General features: G+C 60.1%; 19 protein-coding genes and 2 pseudogenes. 7 read left to right on the forward strand and 14 right to left on the reverse strand.

The window, feature by feature from the left end:
- The first annotated feature begins 11 nt into the window (after positions 1 to 11).
- Genes ACR0AO_RS09045 through ACR0AO_RS09055 form a run of 3 tightly spaced genes read left to right on the forward strand, consistent with a single transcriptional unit; the run spans position 12 to position 1649 of the window.
- Complete coding sequence (locus tag ACR0AO_RS09045; RefSeq protein ID WP_260018793.1) at positions 12 to 626, forward strand: glutathione S-transferase family protein; 615 nt, start codon at positions 12 to 14, stop codon at positions 624 to 626.
- Between the two features lie 2 nt (positions 627 to 628).
- Positions 629 to 1204: a hemerythrin domain-containing protein gene (locus ACR0AO_RS09050; protein WP_260018794.1), complete on the forward strand. Its 576-nt coding sequence runs from the start codon at positions 629 to 631 to the stop codon at positions 1202 to 1204.
- Positions 1191 to 1649: an SgcJ/EcaC family oxidoreductase gene (locus tag ACR0AO_RS09055; RefSeq protein ID WP_480602705.1), complete on the forward strand. Its 459-nt coding sequence runs from the start codon at positions 1191 to 1193 to the stop codon at positions 1647 to 1649. The genes ACR0AO_RS09050 and ACR0AO_RS09055 overlap by 14 nt, the downstream gene beginning before the upstream one ends.
- Before the next feature lie 149 nt (positions 1650 to 1798).
- Here ACR0AO_RS09055 and ACR0AO_RS09060 read toward each other — a convergent pair whose 3' ends face one another.
- From ACR0AO_RS09060 to choX, 7 genes are all read right to left on the reverse strand, one after another.
- A complete protein-coding gene (locus ACR0AO_RS09060) occupies positions 1799 to 2119 on the reverse strand; it encodes a monooxygenase (RefSeq protein ID WP_260018796.1) in 321 nt (106 codons plus the stop codon).
- Between the two features lie 59 nt (positions 2120 to 2178).
- Complete coding sequence (locus ACR0AO_RS09065) at positions 2179 to 2553, reverse strand: hypothetical protein (RefSeq protein WP_260018797.1); 375 nt, start codon at positions 2551 to 2553, stop codon at positions 2179 to 2181.
- Positions 2546 to 2980 carry a MarR family winged helix-turn-helix transcriptional regulator gene (locus ACR0AO_RS09070; protein WP_480602708.1) on the reverse strand — a complete coding sequence of 145 codons (435 nt, stop codon included), beginning with the start codon at positions 2978 to 2980 and terminating at the stop codon, positions 2546 to 2548. Before ACR0AO_RS09070 ends, ACR0AO_RS09065 begins: the two co-directional genes overlap by 8 nt.
- Positions 2981 to 3135: 155 nt before the next feature.
- Entirely contained in the window at positions 3136 to 4167 is a 1032-nt protein-coding gene (gene choV / locus ACR0AO_RS09075) for a choline ABC transporter ATP-binding protein (protein WP_480602710.1), read from the reverse strand.
- A 1-nt stretch (position 4168) separates the two neighbouring features.
- Positions 4169 to 5002: a choline ABC transporter permease subunit gene (gene choW / locus ACR0AO_RS09080; RefSeq protein WP_260018800.1), complete on the reverse strand. Its 834-nt coding sequence runs from the start codon at positions 5000 to 5002 to the stop codon at positions 4169 to 4171.
- Positions 4989 to 5921 carry an alpha/beta fold hydrolase gene (locus ACR0AO_RS09085; RefSeq protein WP_480602713.1) on the reverse strand — a complete coding sequence of 311 codons (933 nt, stop codon included), beginning with the start codon at positions 5919 to 5921 and terminating at the stop codon, positions 4989 to 4991. Before ACR0AO_RS09085 ends, choW begins: the two co-directional genes overlap by 14 nt.
- Positions 5922 to 5926: 5 nt before the next feature.
- Complete coding sequence (gene choX, locus ACR0AO_RS09090) at positions 5927 to 6853, reverse strand: choline ABC transporter substrate-binding protein (RefSeq protein WP_480602716.1); 927 nt, start codon at positions 6851 to 6853, stop codon at positions 5927 to 5929.
- Between the two features lie 109 nt (positions 6854 to 6962).
- Here choX and betI point away from each other — a divergent pair, with 109 nt between their 5' ends.
- Positions 6963 to 7604, forward strand: a complete 642-nt coding sequence (betI, locus tag ACR0AO_RS09095) for a transcriptional regulator BetI (protein WP_480602719.1) — start codon at positions 6963 to 6965, stop codon at positions 7602 to 7604.
- Between the two features lie 573 nt (positions 7605 to 8177).
- Here betI and ACR0AO_RS09100 read toward each other — a convergent pair.
- Together ACR0AO_RS09100 and ACR0AO_RS09105 are read right to left on the reverse strand one after the other, a co-directional pair.
- Positions 8178 to 9374, reverse strand: a complete 1197-nt coding sequence (locus tag ACR0AO_RS09100; protein WP_480602721.1) for an IS91 family transposase — start codon at positions 9372 to 9374, stop codon at positions 8178 to 8180.
- Positions 9375 to 9386: 12 nt separating this feature from the next.
- Positions 9387 to 10265 (reverse strand): annotated as a pseudogene (locus tag ACR0AO_RS09105) (tyrosine-type recombinase/integrase).
- A gap of 382 nt (positions 10266 to 10647) precedes the next feature.
- On the opposite strand from ACR0AO_RS09105, the gene ACR0AO_RS09110 reads away from it, so the two are divergent.
- A complete protein-coding gene (locus tag ACR0AO_RS09110; RefSeq protein WP_480602724.1) occupies positions 10648 to 10788 on the forward strand; it encodes a hypothetical protein in 141 nt (46 codons plus the stop codon).
- Between the two features lie 90 nt (positions 10789 to 10878).
- Here the strand turns inward: ACR0AO_RS09110 and ACR0AO_RS09115 are convergent, their stop codons facing one another.
- From ACR0AO_RS09115 to ACR0AO_RS09125, 3 genes are read right to left on the reverse strand one after another with little or no spacing between them, the layout of a single operon-like run.
- The gene (locus tag ACR0AO_RS09115) at positions 10879 to 12345 is read right to left on the reverse strand and encodes a sulfatase-like hydrolase/transferase (protein ID WP_480602727.1); all 1467 of its coding nucleotides are present in this window, start codon (positions 12343 to 12345) and stop codon (positions 10879 to 10881) included.
- Entirely contained in the window at positions 12342 to 13157 is an 816-nt protein-coding gene (locus tag ACR0AO_RS09120) for an MBL fold metallo-hydrolase (RefSeq protein WP_480602730.1), read from the reverse strand. Before ACR0AO_RS09120 ends, ACR0AO_RS09115 begins: the two co-directional genes overlap by 4 nt.
- Positions 13154 to 14164, reverse strand: a complete 1011-nt coding sequence (locus ACR0AO_RS09125; RefSeq protein WP_480602733.1) for an extracellular solute-binding protein — start codon at positions 14162 to 14164, stop codon at positions 13154 to 13156. Before ACR0AO_RS09125 ends, ACR0AO_RS09120 begins: the two co-directional genes overlap by 4 nt.
- 96 nt (positions 14165 to 14260) lie before the next feature.
- Between ACR0AO_RS09125 and ACR0AO_RS09130 the strand changes: the two genes are divergently transcribed.
- Together ACR0AO_RS09130 and ACR0AO_RS09135 are read left to right on the forward strand one after the other, a co-directional pair.
- On the forward strand, positions 14261 to 15235 hold the full coding sequence (locus ACR0AO_RS09130; RefSeq protein ID WP_480602735.1) for a GlxA family transcriptional regulator: 975 nt from the start codon (positions 14261 to 14263) through the stop codon (positions 15233 to 15235).
- Positions 15236 to 15747: 512 nt separating this feature from the next.
- A complete protein-coding gene (locus tag ACR0AO_RS09135) occupies positions 15748 to 16215 on the forward strand; it encodes a hypothetical protein (RefSeq protein ID WP_480602738.1) in 468 nt (155 codons plus the stop codon).
- Positions 16216 to 16227: 12 nt separating this feature from the next.
- On the opposite strand, the gene ACR0AO_RS09140 is transcribed toward ACR0AO_RS09135, so the two are convergent.
- Positions 16228 to 19080, reverse strand: coding sequence for a tetratricopeptide repeat protein (locus tag ACR0AO_RS09140; RefSeq protein ID WP_480602740.1), 2853 nt, complete (start codon positions 19078 to 19080; stop codon positions 16228 to 16230).
- A gap of 118 nt (positions 19081 to 19198) precedes the next feature.
- Positions 19199 to 19770 (reverse strand): annotated as a pseudogene (locus ACR0AO_RS09145) (transposase); the annotation flags it as partial.
- Between the last annotated feature and the right edge of the window lie 102 nt (positions 19771 to 19872).

The raw sequence follows: 19872 nt of genomic DNA on the forward strand, positions 1-19872 counted from the left end.
GGACACCGGTCATGAAACTCTACTACGCACCCGGCACCTGTGCCTTGGCTCCGCATATCGCCCTGGAATGGACGGGCAAGCCTTACGAAGCAGAGCGGGTTGAACTCGGGTCCGAGGAATACCTCAAGATCAATCCTCTGGGCATGGTCCCAGCGCTTAAGGATGATGGATTCCGTATCATGACGCAGGCAGATGCGATCCTGAAGTATATCGAGGCCAAATACCCGGAAGCCGGCCTGGGCGTCGCCAAAGATCCGCTCAGCCAATTCGGACTGGATGAGGCGCTGGCTTTTCTGACAGGCGATTTCCATCCCGCGTTCTGGCCCTTCTTTGTGCCGGACCGGTACACGGTTAACGGTTCCACGGGTGCGCAGGATGAAGTGCGGCAAGCGGCATTCGCCAGGATTGATCGGGTAATGAGCCATCTCGGCACACTTCTGGACGGTGGCCCGCATGTTGCAGGCAGCAAGCGCACGATTGCCGACCCCTACGCCTTTGCGATGGTGCGCTGGACGGCACACACGCCGAAACCCTGGCAGGACTACCCGCCGGTGAAACGCTTCATGGAAACCATGCTGGAAGACCGCGGCGTGCAGGCGGCGATGAAGGCGCAGGGATTGAGCTGACAATGCACAACTACGACTACAACGCCCCCGATTACCACATTGCCTCGCGCGGCCGGATTGGCCCGGACCTGCTGCAAGGCCTGTTTCCAGCGGACCGTTCGGCATGGGACGATGACCCCCGGTTTCTTGGTTGGCCCGCGCATCTTCAACGCCTTCACGCCTCGATCTCTGAGGCCAGTGCCCGACTGATCGGCGGGCTGGAAGTCGTATTGGGGGAGCCGGAGGGCAGCGCGCAGGAGTTGATGGGCCTGACCGGCATGAACCGCCTGGGGCTTGATCTGGTCTCGCATGTTCACGGCCATCACAGCTTCGAGGACAGCAATGTGCTGCCCGGGTTCCTGGGGCGCTTCCCGCAGCTGGCTTCGGCCATTGACCTTCTGGAAAACGACCACCAGATCCTTGATCAGGCACTGGACCAGTCGGAGCAGGTTTTTGCCCTGCTGCGCGGCGGGGAAACCTCAAAATCACAAATCGGCAAGGCGCTGGAGCAGGCGAAAGTTCTGAACAAGATCCTGAACCGGCATACCTATGACGAGGAAGATATCCTGATCCCGGCGGTGCTGCATGCCTATGCCTGAAACACCGGATGACATCCCCCGGCTTTTTGCCGAGGCCTGGAATGCCAGGGACGCTCGCGCCCTGGCTGCTCTCTTTGCTGAGGACGCTGATTTCGTCAACGTGGTGGGCCTGTGGTGGCACAACCGCGTCGACATTGAAAAAGCGCACGCCTACGGGCTCAGTACGTTTTTCCGGCACTCGGAGATTACTGCCCGGGGTATCAAGGTCCGGCGGGTTGGCGGCGACACCGCGATCATTCACACCCGCTGGAAGCTAGCAGGGCAGATTGGCAAGGCAGGTGAAACCCTTGAGGACCGGTTTGCAATAATGGTGTTCTTTGCACAGCGTCTGGCCAATGGCTGGACCGTCCTGGCTGCGCACAACACCGACGTCATACCGGGCATGGAGACCATTGCTGCCAAGGACGGGTCGGCATTTGCTGTAAACTACCGGGATGGCGAATAGCGGCTACCCCACTTGTTCGTTCTAGCCCTGGAACCAAGGTTTATTTGCCGCAATTGAGGCGCAGGCGGGAAGAAATTGTAGAATGAACCCGGATTTGGAAGGCCTCTCCTGTTGCGGTCAGGAGAGGCACTCAGGACCAGCGGGCCGGTCTACGAACTTGTCCCAACTGGCGCGCGGTTGATCTGGCTGAGTTCTTCCATCACGTCGAACACGTGGTCGCTGACGACCTCGATGCCGATCGCGTTCAGGCGGGGAATGTGCATGGCCTTGTAGGCCTCCAGATGCTCAAGGCTTTTGAACAGATAGGTGGAGCCAAAGTGATTGGTGCCGGCCTCATGGGTCCAGATTTTCCAGACAACGCCCGGTTCCTGGGCAATGCTCTCGGCAAGCTGTTTGGCGCCTTGGAGGAATTCTTCGGTGACGGGGCCATCATAGGTGAGGTGGATGTCCCAGATTTTCTGAGTGCTCATGCGCGGGTCCTTTTGAGGAGTTGCAAGAAACGTGTGGTTGCGATTGCATTGGGGCGGGCTCAGCCCTTGCGGAGCTGCAGGAAGCAGAGAGCTGAGAGCAGGGCGAAGAAGGCCGGGTCCGACCAGCCAAAGCCGGTGAAAATACCTGCCGCACCGGCGTAAAAGGTGACAGCGAGGCCCAGCAGGTTGGTCCACATCAGGCCGGTCAGGACCTTGCGGCTCTCGCCGCTGCCGGAGGGCGCGTCACGGAACAGGAAGCTGATGACGGCGATGCCGCCGAGAAAGATGCTGTTGTGCTGCGACAGGAACCAGGCGTAGCGGTCGTTCAGCTCGACGCCGTAGTTCGGCCACAACAGGCCGGGTGCAAAGAACAGCGCCAGCGCGAAGAAAGCGTAGATCACGCTGTGCGCTGTCAGGAAGCTGCGGTTACTCATCGGTATGATCCTTTCGGGTGTGGCGCATGCTGCGGCGGAGCCGGTTCAGCATCCGAATGGTCTGGCGCTTGCCGTCGGCGGGCAGGCCTTCAAAGATCTCCGCCAGCGCGGCGTTGTGGGCGGGCAGGAAGGTTTCGACCTTTGCCCTGCCTTCGGTTGTCAGGGACAGGACGCGGCTGCGCCGGTCCGTATCGCTGACCGATTTTTTAACAAGCCCGGAGCGGATCAGGTTCTTGATCACCACATCGAGGTTGCCGGAAGTTCCCAGCGCCCGTTCCAGCAGCGCATTCACCGTCATCGGGCCCTTGTTGCTGAGGGTTTCCAGCACGTCCCATTGTGACGCGGTCAGTCCTGCGGCCCGGAACGCCGGGCCGATCGCCCGATGGAACTGCTGGGCACTGCGCAGGAGGGCCAGAACCAGGGCCATGTTTTCGCGGTCATGTGTGATTCGTTTCATGCTTTGGTATTTACCCCTATGTAGGGATACTTCAAGCTGCGCCTTTAAGGAAAATGGGAGCGGGTCGCCACTCCGTTGTTTTTTCTAAGCAATAAGCTGGTTCTGCGCCGGGAAAACCTGCTGCGCTATTCGCGCAGCAGTGCCTTGAAGATATCGGAATGATCCAGCCTGCCAATGATGTCGCGGCCATTGGACACGAAGTACTCTCCGCCGTCGTTCAGCTGCGCCCGCATCAGGTCCTTTACCGTCGTGCCGGCATCGCGCACCCGCGCGCCGGAGGGGACGGTACCGTTGACCGGCTTCATGATTTCGGCTGCATGAAGCACATTCATCGGATTCATGTGTGACACGAAGTTCCGCACATAGTCCGTAGCCGGCTTCAGCACGATCTCCTGCGGCGTGCCCAGCTGCACGATGCGGCCGCCTTCCATGATCGCAATCCGGTTGCCAAGTTTGATCGCCTCGTCCAGATCGTGGCTGACGAAAAGGATCGTCTTCTTCAGGTCCGCTTGAAGCTCCAGCAGTTCGTCCTGCAGTTCGTTGCGGATCAGCGGGTCCAGCGCCGAGAACGGCTCATCCATCAGCAGCAGCGGCGCGTCGGTGGCAAAGGCGCGGGCCAGGCCCACCCGCTGCTGCATGCCGCCCGAAAGCTCAGAGACATTGGTGTTGGCCCATTGCCCAAGATGCACCTTCTCTAGCTGCCGCATTGCCCGCTGAAGCCGCTCCTCCCGTGGCACACCGGCAGCCTCTAACCCGAAGGCCGCGTTTTCCAGCACGCTGCGCCAGGGTAGCAGGCCAAACTGCTGAAATACCATCGACACGTCATGGCGGCGGAGGCTCCGCAATTCTGCGGCAGAGGCGGCGGCAAGATCCACAAGCCCGCCTTTGCTGCGCAGATGCACAGAGCCGGCAGCCAGCGGGTTGAGCCTGTTGGATGCCCTCAGGAGGGTTGATTTGCCGGAGCCGGACAGGCCCATCAGCACCACAATCTCGCCTTCCTGCACGTCGAGTGAACAGTTGTGGACCCCCAGGATCTGTCCGGTTTCGGCCCTGACTTCTTCCCGGCTCAGGCCTGCGTCCATCAGCGGCAGGGCGGATTTCGGATTGTCGCCGAACACAATGCTGGCGTTTTCGAATTTGATGACTGGCTGTGCCATATCAGCTCCTTCCGGCTTTCAGCAGGCGGTCCAGTAGGATCGCGATGATGACAATGGCAATACCGACTTCGAAACCCTTGCCGACATTGACCTGGTTGAGCGCGCGCAGGGTGGGGACACCAAGCCCGCTTGCGCCGACAAGCGCGGCAATAACGACCATCGACAGCGACAGCATGATGGTCTGCGTCAACCCGGCCAGAATTTGAGGCATGGCCCAGGGCAGCTTCACCTTCCACAGCACCATCGCCGGGGTGGCGCCAAAGGCATCCGCCGTTTCCACCAGTGCAGGCGGCGTCGAGGAGATCCCGAGATAGGTCAGCCGGATCGGCGCCGGAACCGCAAACACGACGGTTGCGATCAGGGCCGGAACCGCGCCAAGGCCGAACAGCACCAGCGCTGGGATCAGGTAGACAAACGTAGGGATCGTCTGCATCAGGTCCAGAAGCGGCTGCAAAACCCGGTAGAGCCAGGGCCGCCCGGCGGCCAGCACCCCGATGGGAACCCCGACCGTCATCGACATTGCGGTTGCCGCAAGTACAAGAGACAGGGTCTCGGTCGTCTCAGTCCAGTAGCCCTGGTTGATGATCAGCAGGAGGCCCAGCACTGCAAAGGCGGTCAAGGCCAGAGAGCGGTGCAAATACCAGGCCAGCCCTGAAACCAGGCCGACCAGCACCAGCGGATGCGGCATCTGCAGCAGCCACAGGGTGCCTGCGACGATGGCTCCGATCACCTCTGACAGCCCGTCAAAGAACCAGGCCATGTTGCCGGTCAGCCAGTCGACCATCAGCTTTGCCCAATGGCCGACCGGGATCTTATGTGTTTCAAGCCACTCCATGGCTTTCTCCAATTCTTGTCCTTGTGCCTGCAGCCGGCTCCAGCCAGTTGAGAGCGGCATCGCACATCATGGGATCCAGAACATGCCCGACGCCCGGCAGCAGCTCGAAGCGCGCATCAGGGATCAGCGCGGCCGCTGCCTCGCCACGTTGCGGGGAAATGCAGCTGTCGCGGTCGCCGTGCAGAACCAATGTCCGGCTTTGGATTAACTTGAGCAGCGGCCGCCGGTCCGGTGTGGTCAGAACCGCAAGTGCGTGGCGGGCTGCGCCGCCGCAAGAATACCCCGCGGAGAAAGCAGCGTTGACTTCGCTCCGAAGCTCCGGCGTGTCGGTGAGGCGGCCCGCGCCATAGGCCAAAGCGTCTTCCAGCAGGTATGTCCGGATCAGTTCCGGATCCGAAGGCCGGGTGAACAGACGCGCCATCCGGCACTTGGAATCCGCGTCGCCATCGACTTCGGCGGTTCCGTCGTTGCTGGCCAGCTGCACAAAGCGCCCGGCCCGCGGGCCCGCGGCGGCAGCAACCAGCTGGCTGATCATGCCGCCCATGGAGAACCCGATGATGTCGAAGGTGCCGACCTGCAGGCGGTCCAGCAGCGCCAGGACATCATCCCGCATGTCAAAAAGGGAATACGGGGCCAAATCCTGGGCGGCCGCGGTATCGCCCTGCATCCAGATCCCGGCAGCAAGCGGCTCGCTGTCTTCACCGCAGCGCGGCGACTTTCCAGCATCGCGGTTGTCAATGCAGATGACCCGGCGGGTTTCCGACAGCTGCCGGGTAAAATCCGCGGGCCACTCGATCGCCTGCATGCCTAGCCCGACCAAGAGGACAACGGGATGGGCAGCCGGATCACCGGCCTCCCAGTAGCCGAGCGGCACCGGCTGGCCATTTGCCTTGGCGGTGTGAGGAATGAGCCACTCCATGATGGTCATTCCAGCCCGGCATAGGCGCGGACTGCGGGCAGTCCCGGGCCGCCTGCAAGGGTGGACACTCCGTCCAGCCAACCGTCCAGCATGCCCGGGTGGTGTTTGATCAGCCGCATCGCAGCCTCTTCGGGATCTTCGCCATCGTTGATGATGTACCCCATGCCCTCGCTTTCCATCGGCACGGTAAAGTCCAGCTGGGCGATCAGGCGCCCGATGTTCGGGCATTCCTCGGTATAGCCCGCGCGGGTCTGGGTATGTACTGTCGCGGCCCCGAAGTCCGGACCGAAATAGTCGTCGCCGCCGCTCAGGTACTCGATGTCGAATTCCACGTTCATCGGATGCGGGGCCCACCCGAGGAACACAACCCAATCCTCCCGCGATACGGCCCTGCGCACCTGCGCCAGCATGCCCTGCTCCGAGCTTTCAACGACGTTCCAGCCGCCCAGCCCGAAGGCATTCGTGTCGATGATATCCATCATCTGCGTGTTTGAGCCGGGTTCGATGCCGTAGAAGCGGCTGCCGAACTTTTCTGAGTGGGCGGCCAAGTCGGCAAAGCTGGTGACGCCCGCGTCATACACGTACTTCGGCACGGCAAAGGTGTACTTCGCCCCTTCCAGGTTCTGGTTCACCGTCTCGATGGCATCGCCCTCGATATAGGGCGCGAAATAGGTTGCCATGGCAGGGTCCCAGTATCCCAGGAACAGATCCAGATCGCCGTTGACCATCGCCTCATAGGTGACCGTGGTGCCGAGCACCTTTGTTTCCGCCTCATACCCCAGCCCCTTCAGCAGCACGGATGCCACACCTGAAGTGAGCGCCAGGTCCGTCCAGCCCGGCTCCGCCATCCGGACTTTCTCGCAGGATGCTTCGGCCAAACCCGCCCCCAGAAGCGAAATGCCAAGGGCAGCTGAAATCGAGAATGCCTTCATTTTTTCCTCCCAGATTATGTAGACTCATTGGTCTATAATTAGTCTGAAAGGTACACATTGACACTCGAGTCAACGAAATATTTACTCCGGTCAGCTCTGGGAGAGACGGATGAAGCGGAACAAACTGTGGCGGCTAAGGACCGAGGAATATTCCAAGGCGGCCTTCGAAACCCTTAGTGAAGAAGGGCTTTCCGGAACCACCGTGGAGAAGGTCGCCAAACGCGCAGGCGTCTCCAAGACCAACGTCCTGCACTATTTCGGAAACAAGGCCCGGCTGCTGGAAATGGCCCTGCGTTACGGCAACGCGGACCTGGCCCGCGAAGTCAGCGCGCTCTTGATTCGCTCAAACACGCCGTGGGAGAGGGTCTATTCAGTGATCGAAGCCAATTTCTCGCGCCAGTTTTTTACTCCCAAGATTGCGCACGCCTGGCTCTCCCTGCTCGCGGAAATCCCGTACAATCCAAGCTACCAGAGGATACAGACCGCCATTCACCAGCGGATGCGCTCAAACCTGATGCATGCGCTGGAACAGCTGGCAGAGCGGGAAAGGGCGGAGGAGGTCGCCTTGGCGATTTCGGTCATGATCGACGGGCTGTGGCTGCGGTGCGGGCTGCATGAAGGCGGCATCGGCCGGGACACCGCACTCCAGCAAATGGAACTGCTTATGGTGTCCCTTTTCCCCAACTGCCCCGAAAGATTGGCTGCCAAGGCCCGTATAGATGAGATTCAGTCGATCCTGAACCCGGGCTGAACCCGCTTACTGACAAAACACTTCCGTTTGGGATCTTTGGAGCGGGAGCCGCCACGCGGTCAGCTTGCACGGAGAAGTTGGGCGCCGGTCCCCTCGGTAGGGAGCATCAGGACGCACCGCGCAAGATTTGGTCGGCCTGTGCGTGCGCTGAGATGAGTCTTCTTCTGGCGTCCAAAAAACCTGCAGCAAACCCGGCACTAAGGGCTGCACCAGCTGCACTTGCAGCGAAAGTCAGCTACGTCCAAGATTTTTCGATGCGGGCCAGTTGGTTAGGTTGGGCTTGGCGGGGTGGCCCGCGTTGACAAATCTGACAAGGTGGAAGCCGCGGGATGTGTGTGCTGCGCTATGGGGAAAGCGCAGGCATCCGCCATGGATATTGGTGGAATTTTCGCGGGGTTTGCTGAGCTTGGGCGATTGGCGGCACGGCCTTTGGGGCAGTGTCTGGAAACTTCGCGGGTCTTGCCGGGGCGGTTTTCATCGTCTTGAGGTGCGAGCACGAGCGTAGGCCAAAGCGCACCGTTGACCAGCATGGGAAGTTTCTGATCTCAGAGTGGTTGTGAGACGGGCTTTTCATCATGCGGCCTGCAATCTTGGTGGTGCCCGGGATCGCGGAACCTCGCCGCGCCGGAAGGTTTCGATGATGCGCATGGGTCCGCCGCAATCGGGGCATGGTTCGCGCAGGGTCAGGGGTTCTTTGAGGTCGTCTTCTGGCTGGTCCGGTTCGCCAGAGCCCGCCGTTCCGAGAACCGCGCGGACCCGGGCGACTTTCTCTTTGCGACTACTGCCCGCGAGGAAGCCATAGTGTCGGATGCGGTGGAACCGGTCGGGGAGGACATGAATCAGAAAGCGGCGGATGAACTCGCCGGTTGCAAGTCGCATCACCTTCATCCGGTCCCCGCGCTTGATCCGGTAATCCTTCCAGCGGAACGCTACGGTGTCGGCGTCAGCGCTGACCAGGCGATGGTTTGAGATCGCCACGCGGTGTGTGTACCGGCTCAAATAGGCAAGCACCGCCTCCGGACCACCGAAGGGCGGTTTGGCATAAACAACCCAGTCGATCTTGCGCAGCGGGGCCGACCATTCAGCGAAGGCGGGTGCGTCTGCCAATTCCACAAGATCTCCGAAGAGTCTCAAGTGCCCGGCACCGTGCAGCGCCATCAGCCCGTCCAGAAACAACCGCCGGAACAGCCGCGACAGCACGCGTACATGCAGAAAGAATCCGGGCTTGCACGCGACCCACCGGGTGCCGTCGGGCGACAGGCCGCCACCCGGGACGATCATGTGGATGTGGGGATGATGGGTCAGAGCCGAGCCCCAGGTGTGCAGCACGCTGGTCAAGCCGACACGGGCGCCGAGGCGCTTGGGATCGGCGGCGATTGTCATGACCGTTTGAGCGGACGCTTTGAACAGCAGGCTATAGAGCGCCCGCTTGTTCCAGAGAGCAATCCGCGCAATCTCGGCCGGTAGTGTGAAGACCACGTGGAAGTACTCCACGGGTAGAAGGTCCTCGGCGCGTGCTGCCATCCAGTCTCGCGCCGCTGGTGCCTGACACTTCGGACAATGCCGGTTCTTGCAGCTGTTATACGCAATATGCTGGTGGTTGCACTTGGTGCAGGCCGCCACATGCCCGCCGAGCGCCCCCGTTCGGCAGGCTTCAATCGCTGACATGGCCTTCAACTGCGCCAGGTTCAGATGCCCGGCATTGGCCCGCCGATAGGCAGGACCGTGGGTTCGAAAGATGTCAGCAACCTCCAGCTTCGGGCGCGGCACTGCCCGCGCGCGTCACTCCGACCTTCGGTCCCGGAGCTGCACCAGCAACTCGTAGGGGCTGTCGGTGTCGCGGATCAGCTTGGTCGCGACATGGGTGTATTGCGCCGTCGTGCTCAGCTTGGCGTGCCCAAGCAGAACTTGAATGACCCGCACATCTGTTCCGGCTTCTAGCAGGTGGGTTGCGAAGCTGTGGCGCAAACTGTGCAGCGTGCTCCTCGGCTTCTTGATCCCAGCCAGATGCTTGGCTGCGCTGAAGGCACGGTGCAATTGGCGGGGTGAGAGCGGATTGATCCGGGGCTTGCCTGGAAAGAGCCAGCCATCCGGCCGCGCCTCGCGCCAATAGTCGCGCAGAAGCGCCAAAAGGCCTGGCGACAGCATTACCTTGCGATCCTTGCCGCCCTTGCCTTTCTCGACATGGATCAGCATCCGGTCGCTGTCGATATCGGTGACCTTGAGATTGCAGACCTCCGACGCCCGGAGCCCGGTGCCATAGGAAATGCTGAGTGCAGCGCGGTACTTCAGCCCCGGGCCGGGCGCGACCTTCAGCAGCTCGAACACCTATTCGGCGCTGAACACGACCGGTAGCTTCCTTGGCTCCGTGCGGTAGTGCAGGCATTGCTTCATCTCCGGGCGCTGGCATGTCGTTTCAAAAAAGAACCGCAGCCCGACAAGCCGCACATTGTAGGTCGAAGGGGTGACATTCGTGTTCACCATATGCAGCTGGTAAGCGCGCAGGTCTTCGGGCGTTGCAGTATCCGGCGATCGGCCAAGAAACTCGGCAAAATATCGAACGGCCCTGATATGCGCTTTCTGCGAACTCTCCCCGAGCCCTTTGATCCGCATATCTTCGATCATCCGCTCTCGAAGCGGTGTGGTCTTTGTGTCCGCCATGGGACCCTCCTGTCTGTTGATTGAGAGACCCCAATCGTCAGACAGACACGCCCATTCCCAAAATCTCAGTCGTCAGATCATCCCGCAACGGTATCACCGAGCGCCCCTGCCGCGGTAGCGGCTTCGTCCCCGTCCCGCCACGGAGGCATTGGTTGGTTTGAAATGCTGCACCTGATTGCGAATGGCCGCTCTGGGGAAGCTGCGCTGGAGCTACGGGACCCCCGATCAAGGGCTGCTTTGGGCCGTGTCATGCCTGTTGCCCTGCCCGAGGAACCTCGACTTTGCAGAGGTCGCTGTCTGCGCTCCGCTGCCCCCGGTTCAACCCGCAGCAGTTCGTGAAGCAGCTTGGCCCTGCCGAGGGTCCGCTTCCGGGAAAGTGACCATGGAATTTCGCACCAGCAGCATCTTCGGTGCGGCACCACTTGTCTGTGACCGCTTCGGGCTGCCTGGCGTCGTCTGGGAGAAGCGTCCTGGTGAAGTTTTGCTGCAACCCTGCCGCTGCATCGCCGCAAGTCGGCAGTGAGCCCATATCTGCTGGTGCTGCAATCAGGTCGAATGGCTGCATCGCGATTTTGCTGCGGATTTCGACCGCGAAAGCCGGTTGCCCCGTGTCTCAGGTGCGGACGTATTGGGACGCCGCGTCCTGAGCCGCTGAGTAATCCCAGGCCGTACCATTTGCCTTCATTGCGTCATTGACCACCTGTTTCATGGCAAGCCGGTCCCAGACGTCGGATTTGATTTTCTCCAGATCGAAATAGCCGCCGGTGATTTCGCGGTTCAGCCTGGCTTCGATTTCGGTATAACCGGGATCGCCCGCAAGGTTGTTCCATTCCCCGGGATCTTGCGCCAGGTTGTATAGCTGCGGCGCTGAGCCGTGGCAGTAATGATACTTCCAGTCGCCCAGCCGCACCATAAAGCTGGGGCGCATGATCCCTTCGCCGTGGTATTCAGAAATCACCGGAATGATATCAAGACCGGCCCCGTGAATGGCAGGCAGCAGGGATCGGCCTTCCAGCCTCCGCACCGGTTCCTGCCCGGCGATATCAATCAGGGTTGCGGGCAGATCCAGCAAGGAAACCGGTGTGCCGATTTGCCGGGGCTCAGCCCCCGGAATGTCTATGAACATCGGGATCCGGGCAGACCATTCATAAAGGCCCCTTTTCTGGATCATGCCTTTTTCGCCCAGCATTTCGCCGTGATCCGACGTGACGATGACAATCGTGTCGTTACGCAGGCCGTTGTCTTCCAGAACCTCCAGAAGCTCGCCGATCTTGTCGTCCACATAATGCGCCAAGGCGGCAAAGCCGCGGCGCATCGCAATCAGGTTTGCCGGGTCGCGGATTTCATCGCCCCGGATATGCAGCCCGTGCCAGCGGCGCAATGCGAGATCATAGTCGGAATACCTGGCATCCATATCATCGGGATAGTCAGGCAGCGGGATATCTGCGTCCTTGTACATCTCCCAATACTTCTTGGGGACCTTGTAGGGCGGATGGGGGTTGGTGAAAGAGACTGTCAGCAGCCAGGGATTGCCCGGAGCGTTACGCAGAAACTCCAGCGACTTGAAATGAGTCTCTTCATCATATTGCAGCTCCTTGGACCAGCCCGGCCCGATGTTTTCCGCCAGATATTGCGGAGTGAAGTCAAAGGCCTTGAAGTCCGGGGCATCTTCCGGCGGCAGCGGGTAGGACCAGATGAACCCCGACGGGTAGACATCCGTATTCAGGCGGCGCTGAAACCCGTGCAGCTGGTCGGCACCGATGAAATGCATCTTGCCCGATAAAACCGTCTCATACCCGGCATTGGCCAGATAATGCGCAAAGGTCGGGATGAAACTGTGATAGGGGTCGCCATTGTCATAGCAGCCGGTGGTCGAGGTATAGAGCCCAGTCATGAAACAGGACCGCGCGGGCACGCAGATCGGGCTGGGCGTATAGGCATTGGTGAAATTGGCCGAACGCCGGGCCAGCGCGGTCATGTTTGCGGTTCTCGCGCCGGTGCCGCCGCAGGCCTCAAGCATGAAGGGCGTCATCTGATCGGCCATGATCAGCAGGATGTTTGGTTGACTTGCCTTGGTCATGCGGATGCCTCGCCTGAGCTGGTTGAGAAATTGCGAAAGAGGTCCGGGGACAGAACGCCCGAAATGTGGCTGCACAAAAAGCGCGCGTTTTCGCGGCGCATGGTGGATAGGATCCGGCGACGGCTTGCCTTCAACGCGGCCGCATCCGCCCAGACGGGGCACAGGGCGGGGTCGTCAATCTCGGACCGCACATGAAACAAATCGGCCAGAAAATACAGGACCTCGCCATCCGAGGAAACACGCACCACGCGATGGCCCGCGGTTTCACCCGGGGCGTCGAGCAGGCTGATTTCCTCCGGCAGGGGTACGGCGCTTTCACCCAGGTCCAGCAATCCGCGCCGGTACAGCATTTCAAGAGGCGCAGGGTCGGCGGCATCGCCATCGGCCAGTTGCGCTTCGGGTGTCAGCGTGGTGCCGGTCCAGTCCAGTGGGGATAAAATATGCCGCGCACGGGGGAAGGCAGGTTCATTACCGGGGCCGGCCACACCGCAGAAATGGTCGTGATGCCCATGTGTCAAAAGGATATGGGTGATACCCCCCGGGGAAATTCCGGCCTTTTCTAAACTCTGTTCGATGCTGCCGCCTGCAGATCCGGTTTCCGGATAGCACCGGGGATCGCAGGCATCGATCAGAACCGAAATGCCGGGCCCGCCGACATGCAGGCAGTTCACCGGCAGCCGTGTTTCGCCGCACGCAACAGCCAGGGAACCCGGCGGAAACCAGCGGCGCAGATCGTCATGGATTTCACCCAGGGGCAGGACCGTGATACGCAGCGCCCCAACCTCAACCTTATGCACCGGCCAGCCTGTCATCCTTCCACGGCCGCGCGGAATTTCCGGGCGTAATCGCCACGGTTTTTCACAAACCACAAAGGTTGCTCAGGCTGCCACCAAAGCTTGTCCAGGGCACTGCCCGGATAACTGGCAGCAAAGAACGCCTGATCCTCCGGCGGCAGCAGCTCTCTTGCGCCATGGGCCGCCGGGTTGGCCCCGTAGGCCGAGGCATAAAGCGCGCCGCCGCGCGGCGTGTTGACCCAGGAAATCCAATCCTGCGCGGGGCCGGGATCGGCAGTGACGCTCAGGACAAAATTCTGCAGGTAGCAGTTTGCGCCCTCCGCCGGGGCGGCAAAGGCAAAGGGCAGCCCCCGGCGCGTCAGGGCCGCCATTGTCGTGTCCCAACTGTAGCCGATCACGCACCCGCCGTCGCGGAACGCATCAATGCCCTCTTCCTCGCTGAACCAGAAGCGAGCGATATGGGCGCCATGCCCGCAAAGAAAGGCGCAGATGACATCGTAATTGGCAATCATCCGCTCCTCAAACGCATAGGAATCGTCAAACGGGAACGGCAGCTTGCCTGCACTTTCGAGCGCCCGCCCGGCAGCGACAAAGGCCGTGTCCTCGCGCAGGGTCAGCCGCCCGGCGAAAGCGGGGTCAAACAACGTCATTAGGCTGGCCTCTGCCCCGTCAAGCGGCGCCTTGCCGGTATGATGCCCAATGCCGGCCCCGCCCCAGAGATTGGGTGAGCCATAGCGCCGGCCCCGGATGATCGTATGGGCATCGGCATGAAAGGCAGGATCAATCCGCCCGTATCCGGACCGGTCCTCATCCAGCGGGGCGATCAGCCCGCTGTCAAGCCAGCTGGCCAGCCTGTCGGTGGTCGGGCAGGCGATATCGAAATCTTCGGTTTGCGCCGACGCGTGCATCTCATCCTGATTGCGAACGCCCCGGAAAGTAACCGCAATTCCGGTGTCGCTGGTGAAGCTGTCAAACACTTTGCCCAGCCCCGCATCATACCCTTGCCAGCCCAGAATGTTCAGCATGGTTCCCCTCGCTCCAATCATCGTCTGGCAGCAGATTTGCATGGCCGCAGGCTTCGATAGTACGGTATCCTGCCAGAATGATATGGAATACCGCCAATGCCTCCTAAGAAGCTCGCAGTTTTTGCCGTTCACACCGGGTTTTCACTTTTTGGCTACGGAATCGCGCGTGACTTGATCCGCATGGCCAATGACACCGGCAGCAACGTACAGGTCGAGGTGGCTACCGCTGCCTCCAACTCGGGTCCGGTGCGCAGTTCCTGCGGTGCGGTGATCCTGGCTGACCACGGCTGGCCGGTGATTTCACGGGCCGATTATGTGTTCGTCTGTTCGTCCCGTGATCTGGGTTCCGAAGGCGCCCAAGCGGCCCTGCTGGCCGGTCTGCGGGAATGCCACCGCCATGGCGGCTGGGTTATTGGCCTTGGCACCAGTATCTTCGCCCTGGGTCAGGCGGGATTGCTGGCGGGCAGGCGGGCTGCGGCACACCCGGCGCAGCTTCCGGCGCTGGAAACTGCGTTTGCCGAAACCTGTTTCACATTCCGGCCCTTCTTGATCGACCAGCGGATTGCAACCTGTGTCGGCGGAGATGCGGTGACAGACCTGATGCTTGAGCTGCTGTCGCAGGCCTTCGACCCTGCAATCGCCGAGAATGTCCGCAGGCATGTGCTGCTCAAACCTGAGCGTTCGGAAACCTTTGCTGCATCCATTGGACTAAAAGGTTCGCTGGAAAATCTCGACTCGCGGCTCGCCCGCTATATTCAGCTGGTCGAGCAGACCCTCTCAGCCCCAAGGCCCCTGGACGAGATTTGCGCCGCAATCGCTATCTCCAGCCGGACGCTTTCACGGCTGACCCGCGCTGTGTTCGACTGCACCCCAGGCGAGCTGTCAGCCCGGATCCGGCTGAACTACGCCGCCAGCCTGCTGAAGTCTTCCTCCAAAAGCTTGCCGGATATCGCGGAAGCAAGCGGCTACCGAAGCACCCCCCATTTCTCAGAAGCCTTCAATGCGCATTTTAGAATGAGGCCGGGGAAGTACCGGACACTCCAAAAGCAGCCACTCGAGCAAAAAGAATGAATGGCAGAAAAGTCCGCATCCCGTTCGTTCGATGATGGTTAGCGGCTGCACGTGCGGCGAAGGTCTGTTCCTGCCATCGCTCATGCAGCGTAGGGTCGCCGGCCGGCCATCAGATCCCAAGACTTTGCAAAGGGCGCTTCCTGCGCATCGCGCCCCCTGAAGCGGTCCGCGGCATTGGCAGTAGCTCGCTGGGTTCGGTGAGTGGCCGCTTTCGGTGAGATGGCCCGAAAATTTTGCACCGGCAGCATCCTTGCCGCGTCACACCAAGTCTATGACCGCTTCGGGCTGCCTATCGTCATTCGCGCCTGGCGCGGCGAACGCCCGGTCGGAGCCCATGGCAGTCATTGCCTTTTTTCGCTGAGCGCGCTCGCAGCAGGAAAATCGCTGCAGTAGCGCGATCACGGACGCCGCTTTGCGGCGGGAAAACCGGCCATTGATGTTCGGCACACCGATGCCGTCGGCGGGCGGTTACAGCATCAGAGCCTCCTGTTCATCGTGGGCCAGGTAACCCAATGAAGTCAAAACATCCTCTTTATCGCAAGGTGAACACGCAAACCCTTGGAGTGCGTCATGGCGAGGCGGGCGGCAAAGCGAAGTGGGAGCGGAACACCAAGAAAGCCAAGCGTAACGAAGCGTCGCACGGCTCGATGCATGGAACGCACCGGCACGGGTTCGATTACACGCCCCTGTTCCGGTTCCTTTTGGCAAAGGTCGGCGAAAATTGGGACGATATTCATCGCGAAGCGATCGCGCGGCTTGATCGGGAAGAGCCCATTTTCTGGATGGTCGCTCTGCACGAACAGGATCGGCAAACCTTTGTGAGATTGGGTGAGAACTCCTATTTCAGCGGGTTGTTCGTGGATGAGGACAACCGTTTGGCGCGGATTGATCCGGATTTGACAGTGGATGATATGGTGCCCTCTTGCGGCTGTTGCACGCATACGTTCAATGGAGAGCGATTCACGCAGCCATTTGCCTGAGCGGCGCGCGGATTACCCGTCGCGCACCCTGTCCACCGCAGCCATGGTTTGCGGTCCAATCCTGCCGTCCAGTGACCCCGAATAAAAACCGCGATCCCGCAGTTCGGCTTGCACAGCTTTCATCGTGTCGCTGCTCCAGTTGCGTGAGTGTTCGGACATGGACTCATAGGCGGTCTGATTTCCCCGCGCGATTGCAAGCAGCAAAAGGCGGGCGGACTTCGCCGCGTTCCGCTGCCCGGACAGGCTCGGCTCATCATGAAGGATTGCCAGATTGTAAGGCGCTATGGCGTTGCCCTTTTCCGTCGCAAGCTCCAGCCACTCTCGCGCTGTGTTGAGGTCTCTTACCGTGCCAATGCCGTTCCAGTGGTAATGGCCGACCGTGTTCATGGCAGACGCGTCACCGAACCGCGCAGCCATAGTGAACCAGTGCAATGCACGCGCCACGTCCTTTGGGAAGCCTGTTCCGTTGGCATAGATCTTGGCGATCGTGCTCATGGCCGGGGCGTGGGCGGCTTCGGCGGCTCTTTCGTACCAGATGGCCGACCGCACTGCGTCCTGGGGCACGCCTTCGCCGTGGCGAAACTGATATGCGATGTTGTTCATGGCGATGGCATATTCCAGATCAGCCGCAGCGCGGTATTCGCGATGCGCATCGCCATAGCGCCCGGCCTTGTCATAGGCGCGACCAAGCTGGAAATGGAACCGCGCCGTGCCCGGGTAATCGCTGTTGGCCTGTTCGCAAACGCGAATGGCCTGTTCGGCGATAATGTCGTCATATGGCACACCCGCAGCAACAACAGCTTCCGCGTCGGCGGGATGCGCTGCGAACCAATCGCAATCATGTATTATCTCACTGGCGACGGCTGATTTGACATCTGCGGTTTCGGACGTCTGGTTTGATGTGGATGGAGCATCAGTCCCGGTGACCGCAGCATCGATTTCGTCCAGTAAATTGTCGTCACCGCTGAGGACATCGAACAACTTCCATAGTCTATCCTGCGGCGAGAACAAAAAATGGAGCTGTCGAACACCTGCTGCGGAACGGATCTCTGTCGAAACAGACGCGGTGCTCCCTTGTACATCGAGGACTGTTGTCGACATGGACAACACCTCTGGAACGCCAGAACTACCGCCCAAAATCACCTGATCATAAACGGAAGTGACGTTTTGGGTTTCTGCGAAATCGAGAGCGCCCGCAAGAATGTTGAACATATACGGGTTTTGGCTGTTCAGCGTCTCGGCAAGCGGTTTTGACAGCAATTCACGCACGATTTCATCTGGCGTCAGGAACGGGTATTTGGTCAACGAAAGGGCTTTGATCATGTCGGCTGCCTGGCTGCGCGCCTCATCACTGCTGCTCACGGAAAACACCACATGCGCAAGATCATCCCGCGCAAGCTCCAACGCGCCAGTTTCGACATAGCTGTCGGCCCGCGCCAATCGGGCCTCTTCCCAATTGTTAAGGTCGATAATGCGGCTATAGGCGTCGATGGCGTCGTCGTATTGCCCGAGATCGCTGTGTACTTGCGCCTTGGCCATCAGGACCTCGGCTGTGTCGTCAGGGCCGATCAAATCGAACACACCTTTTTCGATGGCCTCTTCCAGATCCGCAAGGGCGAGATCCGGGAACCCAAGTTCCTGATAGGCTGTTGCGCGCAGATACAGCGCTTCCAAAACACGGCTATGGCTTTCGGCGGCTTTGTAATTGCGCGTACACGCCGCGACACGCTCATCAGCATCCGTGGTTTTCTGACAAGGCGCGCTTGTGGCGATGTCTGTGGGAGGTGGGGTTTGCCGCGCATTGCCAGAGACGTGCTGCATCTCGTGTTGCCCACCATAGGCGCTGCACGCGTCCTCAGTCATGGTGAATTGCGTGCCGCCATCCCAGACGACCAGGCTTCCATCATTGCGCAGGTACGGCAGAACCCCGTTAACTTCAGCAAGGTGAATACCCAGATCACGGGCGATTTCATCCATCTGCCCCCGGCTTACAGAGCAGTTGAACTCCGCGATACCGGTCAAAAGCTGTTCGGTCAGACTGGGCCCTTCGGAGCGCGCCGGGCAGGGTCCGCTGAAAACCTCAAGCACCGCGCCGCCAGAGGGCGTGGGCCGCAGGCGGGCCATGTCATAATAGAACAGACGGGCAGTGATCGCGTCGATTTCACCGGGATCATCAAACCCAACGCCGGGAAGCAAACGCTGACTGACCTTGTCCGTTAACCGACACTCGTTCCAGGAAACCACATCCAGCAATTCGTCCACACGCTTCGGGTTGACTGCGGCGATCTCAACCGTCTCAGCGCAATCAATGATCATGCCTTCACCGCGCATGGCGGCTTGCATGCAGTCGGACTCTGCCTGAGCGGCGCCGTGCTGAATGTCATCAAGTAAAGCAAGCCGGTCCGTTTCGAGTTCGGCAATCAAATCTTCCACAACAAACGACTGCAAAAGCGAAAACGTGTAATAGCGCGTGCCGAAGGTCGCATCAATCGAGACCCCTTTTGACATCAGCTCGCGCAGGATCGGCGTCAGTGTCACGCTGATCCCTGCCACGCCAGGCATGGCGTCTTCGGTGACAAGATAGCTTCCCGGCTCATAGTTCATAACGGTCTGTGCGCCGTCGAGTTCGCGAATGATCAGCGACACCCGTTCCCCATCCGCAATCCCGGGAATTAGAAAGGACAAACGCCACTGAGCACTCGGCTGATGGATCGAGGCAAACATGATGGATCGCTCGCCCTCGACCAGCGCGATAGAGGTCAGGCGGTCATGCTCGTTGATTTCGGACGTCCAGGCTTCCGCATTGGCTGCCGCCGACCAAGCAACGGCAAAAAGCACCGCTAGAAGTAACAGGAATTTCCGCATGGCCCAAGCCTCATTCAGTCGCGTTTTGCTTCATATTACACCGGAATAAGCCCTCAATAGGTAAAATTGTGGTATTGAAATGGTTTTCCCCCTATGGGAGCGCTGCATCTTCAGTGCTGCGCTGTACAAGAGCGCTGCCGCGTAGCATTGGTTCTGTTGCGGTTTCCAGCATGAGGTTGCTTTGCGCCAATTCGCGGATGCGAGCCTCGAATTTACCGCGAGAGATGGCACCTACCTCGAGACCAAAGTTTCGTAGCAGTCCTCTTGCCGACATCTCCAAGGCGATCATATTCTGCTGAATGGCTTTTCGAGCGCCAAGTACAGAGCGATTTTCCTGAGCGGAGATGAATTTACAATGAACAGGGCGGATCCAGCCAAGATGGAGCAGACGAGCAATGCCTTCAGCATCTCGCCGATCCATCTTGATTGGCATAGCCTGCAACGCATCCTTCACCTGGCGAGTTTCACGGCGTCTAAACCCAACTCAGCCAGCCCTCGATGCAACCACTGCGACCTAGGGCCAGCCTCAAAGCCAATCGCGACGATGTCGTGGACCAAATCACCCAGCCAACGATCCAGAACCTGGGGATCGCTCGTCGCCTCAGCCTCTTTGATTATCTCACCATGCTCGCTGATCACGCAAATCGCGGTCTTAGCGAGAGTTACATCCAATCCAATATACAGTCTCATCCGGTCATCCTCCACCTGGGGACAATACGGGAATGGCGACCACGCGGTGATGATCTGACAAGTGGCAACGGTCGTGCCAGACGCAGGCCTCGTTACAGCATC

It is taken from the genome of Ruegeria sp. AF8, from assembly GCF_056541825.1.

Bases quoted from the DNA above. Each gene is read 5' to 3' on its own strand.
- ACR0AO_RS09045 (WP_260018793.1), top strand. From the start codon at position 12: ATGAAACTCTACTACGCACCCGGCACCTGTGCCTTGGCTCCGCATATC.
- ACR0AO_RS09050 (WP_260018794.1), top strand. From the start codon at position 629: ATGCACAACTACGACTACAACGCCCCCGATTACCACATTGCCTCGCGC.
- ACR0AO_RS09055 (WP_480602705.1), top strand. From the start codon at position 1,191: ATGCCTATGCCTGAAACACCGGATGACATCCCCCGGCTTTTTGCCGAG.
- ACR0AO_RS09060 (WP_260018796.1), bottom strand. From the start codon at position 2,119: ATGAGCACTCAGAAAATCTGGGACATCCACCTCACCTATGATGGCCCC.
- ACR0AO_RS09065 (WP_260018797.1), bottom strand. From the start codon at position 2,553: ATGAGTAACCGCAGCTTCCTGACAGCGCACAGCGTGATCTACGCTTTC.
- ACR0AO_RS09070 (WP_480602708.1), bottom strand. From the start codon at position 2,980: ATGGCCCTGGTTCTGGCCCTCCTGCGCAGTGCCCAGCAGTTCCATCGG.
- choV (WP_480602710.1), bottom strand. From the start codon at position 4,167: ATGGCACAGCCAGTCATCAAATTCGAAAACGCCAGCATTGTGTTCGGC.
- choW (WP_260018800.1), bottom strand. From the start codon at position 5,002: ATGGAGTGGCTTGAAACACATAAGATCCCGGTCGGCCATTGGGCAAAG.
- ACR0AO_RS09085 (WP_480602713.1), bottom strand. From the start codon at position 5,921: ATGGAGTGGCTCATTCCTCACACCGCCAAGGCAAATGGCCAGCCGGTG.
- choX (WP_480602716.1), bottom strand. From the start codon at position 6,853: ATGAAGGCATTCTCGATTTCAGCTGCCCTTGGCATTTCGCTTCTGGGG.
- betI (WP_480602719.1), top strand. From the start codon at position 6,963: ATGAAGCGGAACAAACTGTGGCGGCTAAGGACCGAGGAATATTCCAAG.
- ACR0AO_RS09110 (WP_480602724.1), top strand. From the start codon at position 10,648: ATGGAATTTCGCACCAGCAGCATCTTCGGTGCGGCACCACTTGTCTGT.
- ACR0AO_RS09115 (WP_480602727.1), bottom strand. From the start codon at position 12,345: ATGACCAAGGCAAGTCAACCAAACATCCTGCTGATCATGGCCGATCAG.
- ACR0AO_RS09120 (WP_480602730.1), bottom strand. From the start codon at position 13,157: ATGACAGGCTGGCCGGTGCATAAGGTTGAGGTTGGGGCGCTGCGTATC.
- ACR0AO_RS09125 (WP_480602733.1), bottom strand. From the start codon at position 14,164: ATGCTGAACATTCTGGGCTGGCAAGGGTATGATGCGGGGCTGGGCAAA.
- ACR0AO_RS09130 (WP_480602735.1), top strand. From the start codon at position 14,261: ATGCCTCCTAAGAAGCTCGCAGTTTTTGCCGTTCACACCGGGTTTTCA.
- ACR0AO_RS09135 (WP_480602738.1), top strand. From the start codon at position 15,748: ATGAAGTCAAAACATCCTCTTTATCGCAAGGTGAACACGCAAACCCTT.
- ACR0AO_RS09140 (WP_480602740.1), bottom strand. From the start codon at position 19,080: ATGCGGAAATTCCTGTTACTTCTAGCGGTGCTTTTTGCCGTTGCTTGG.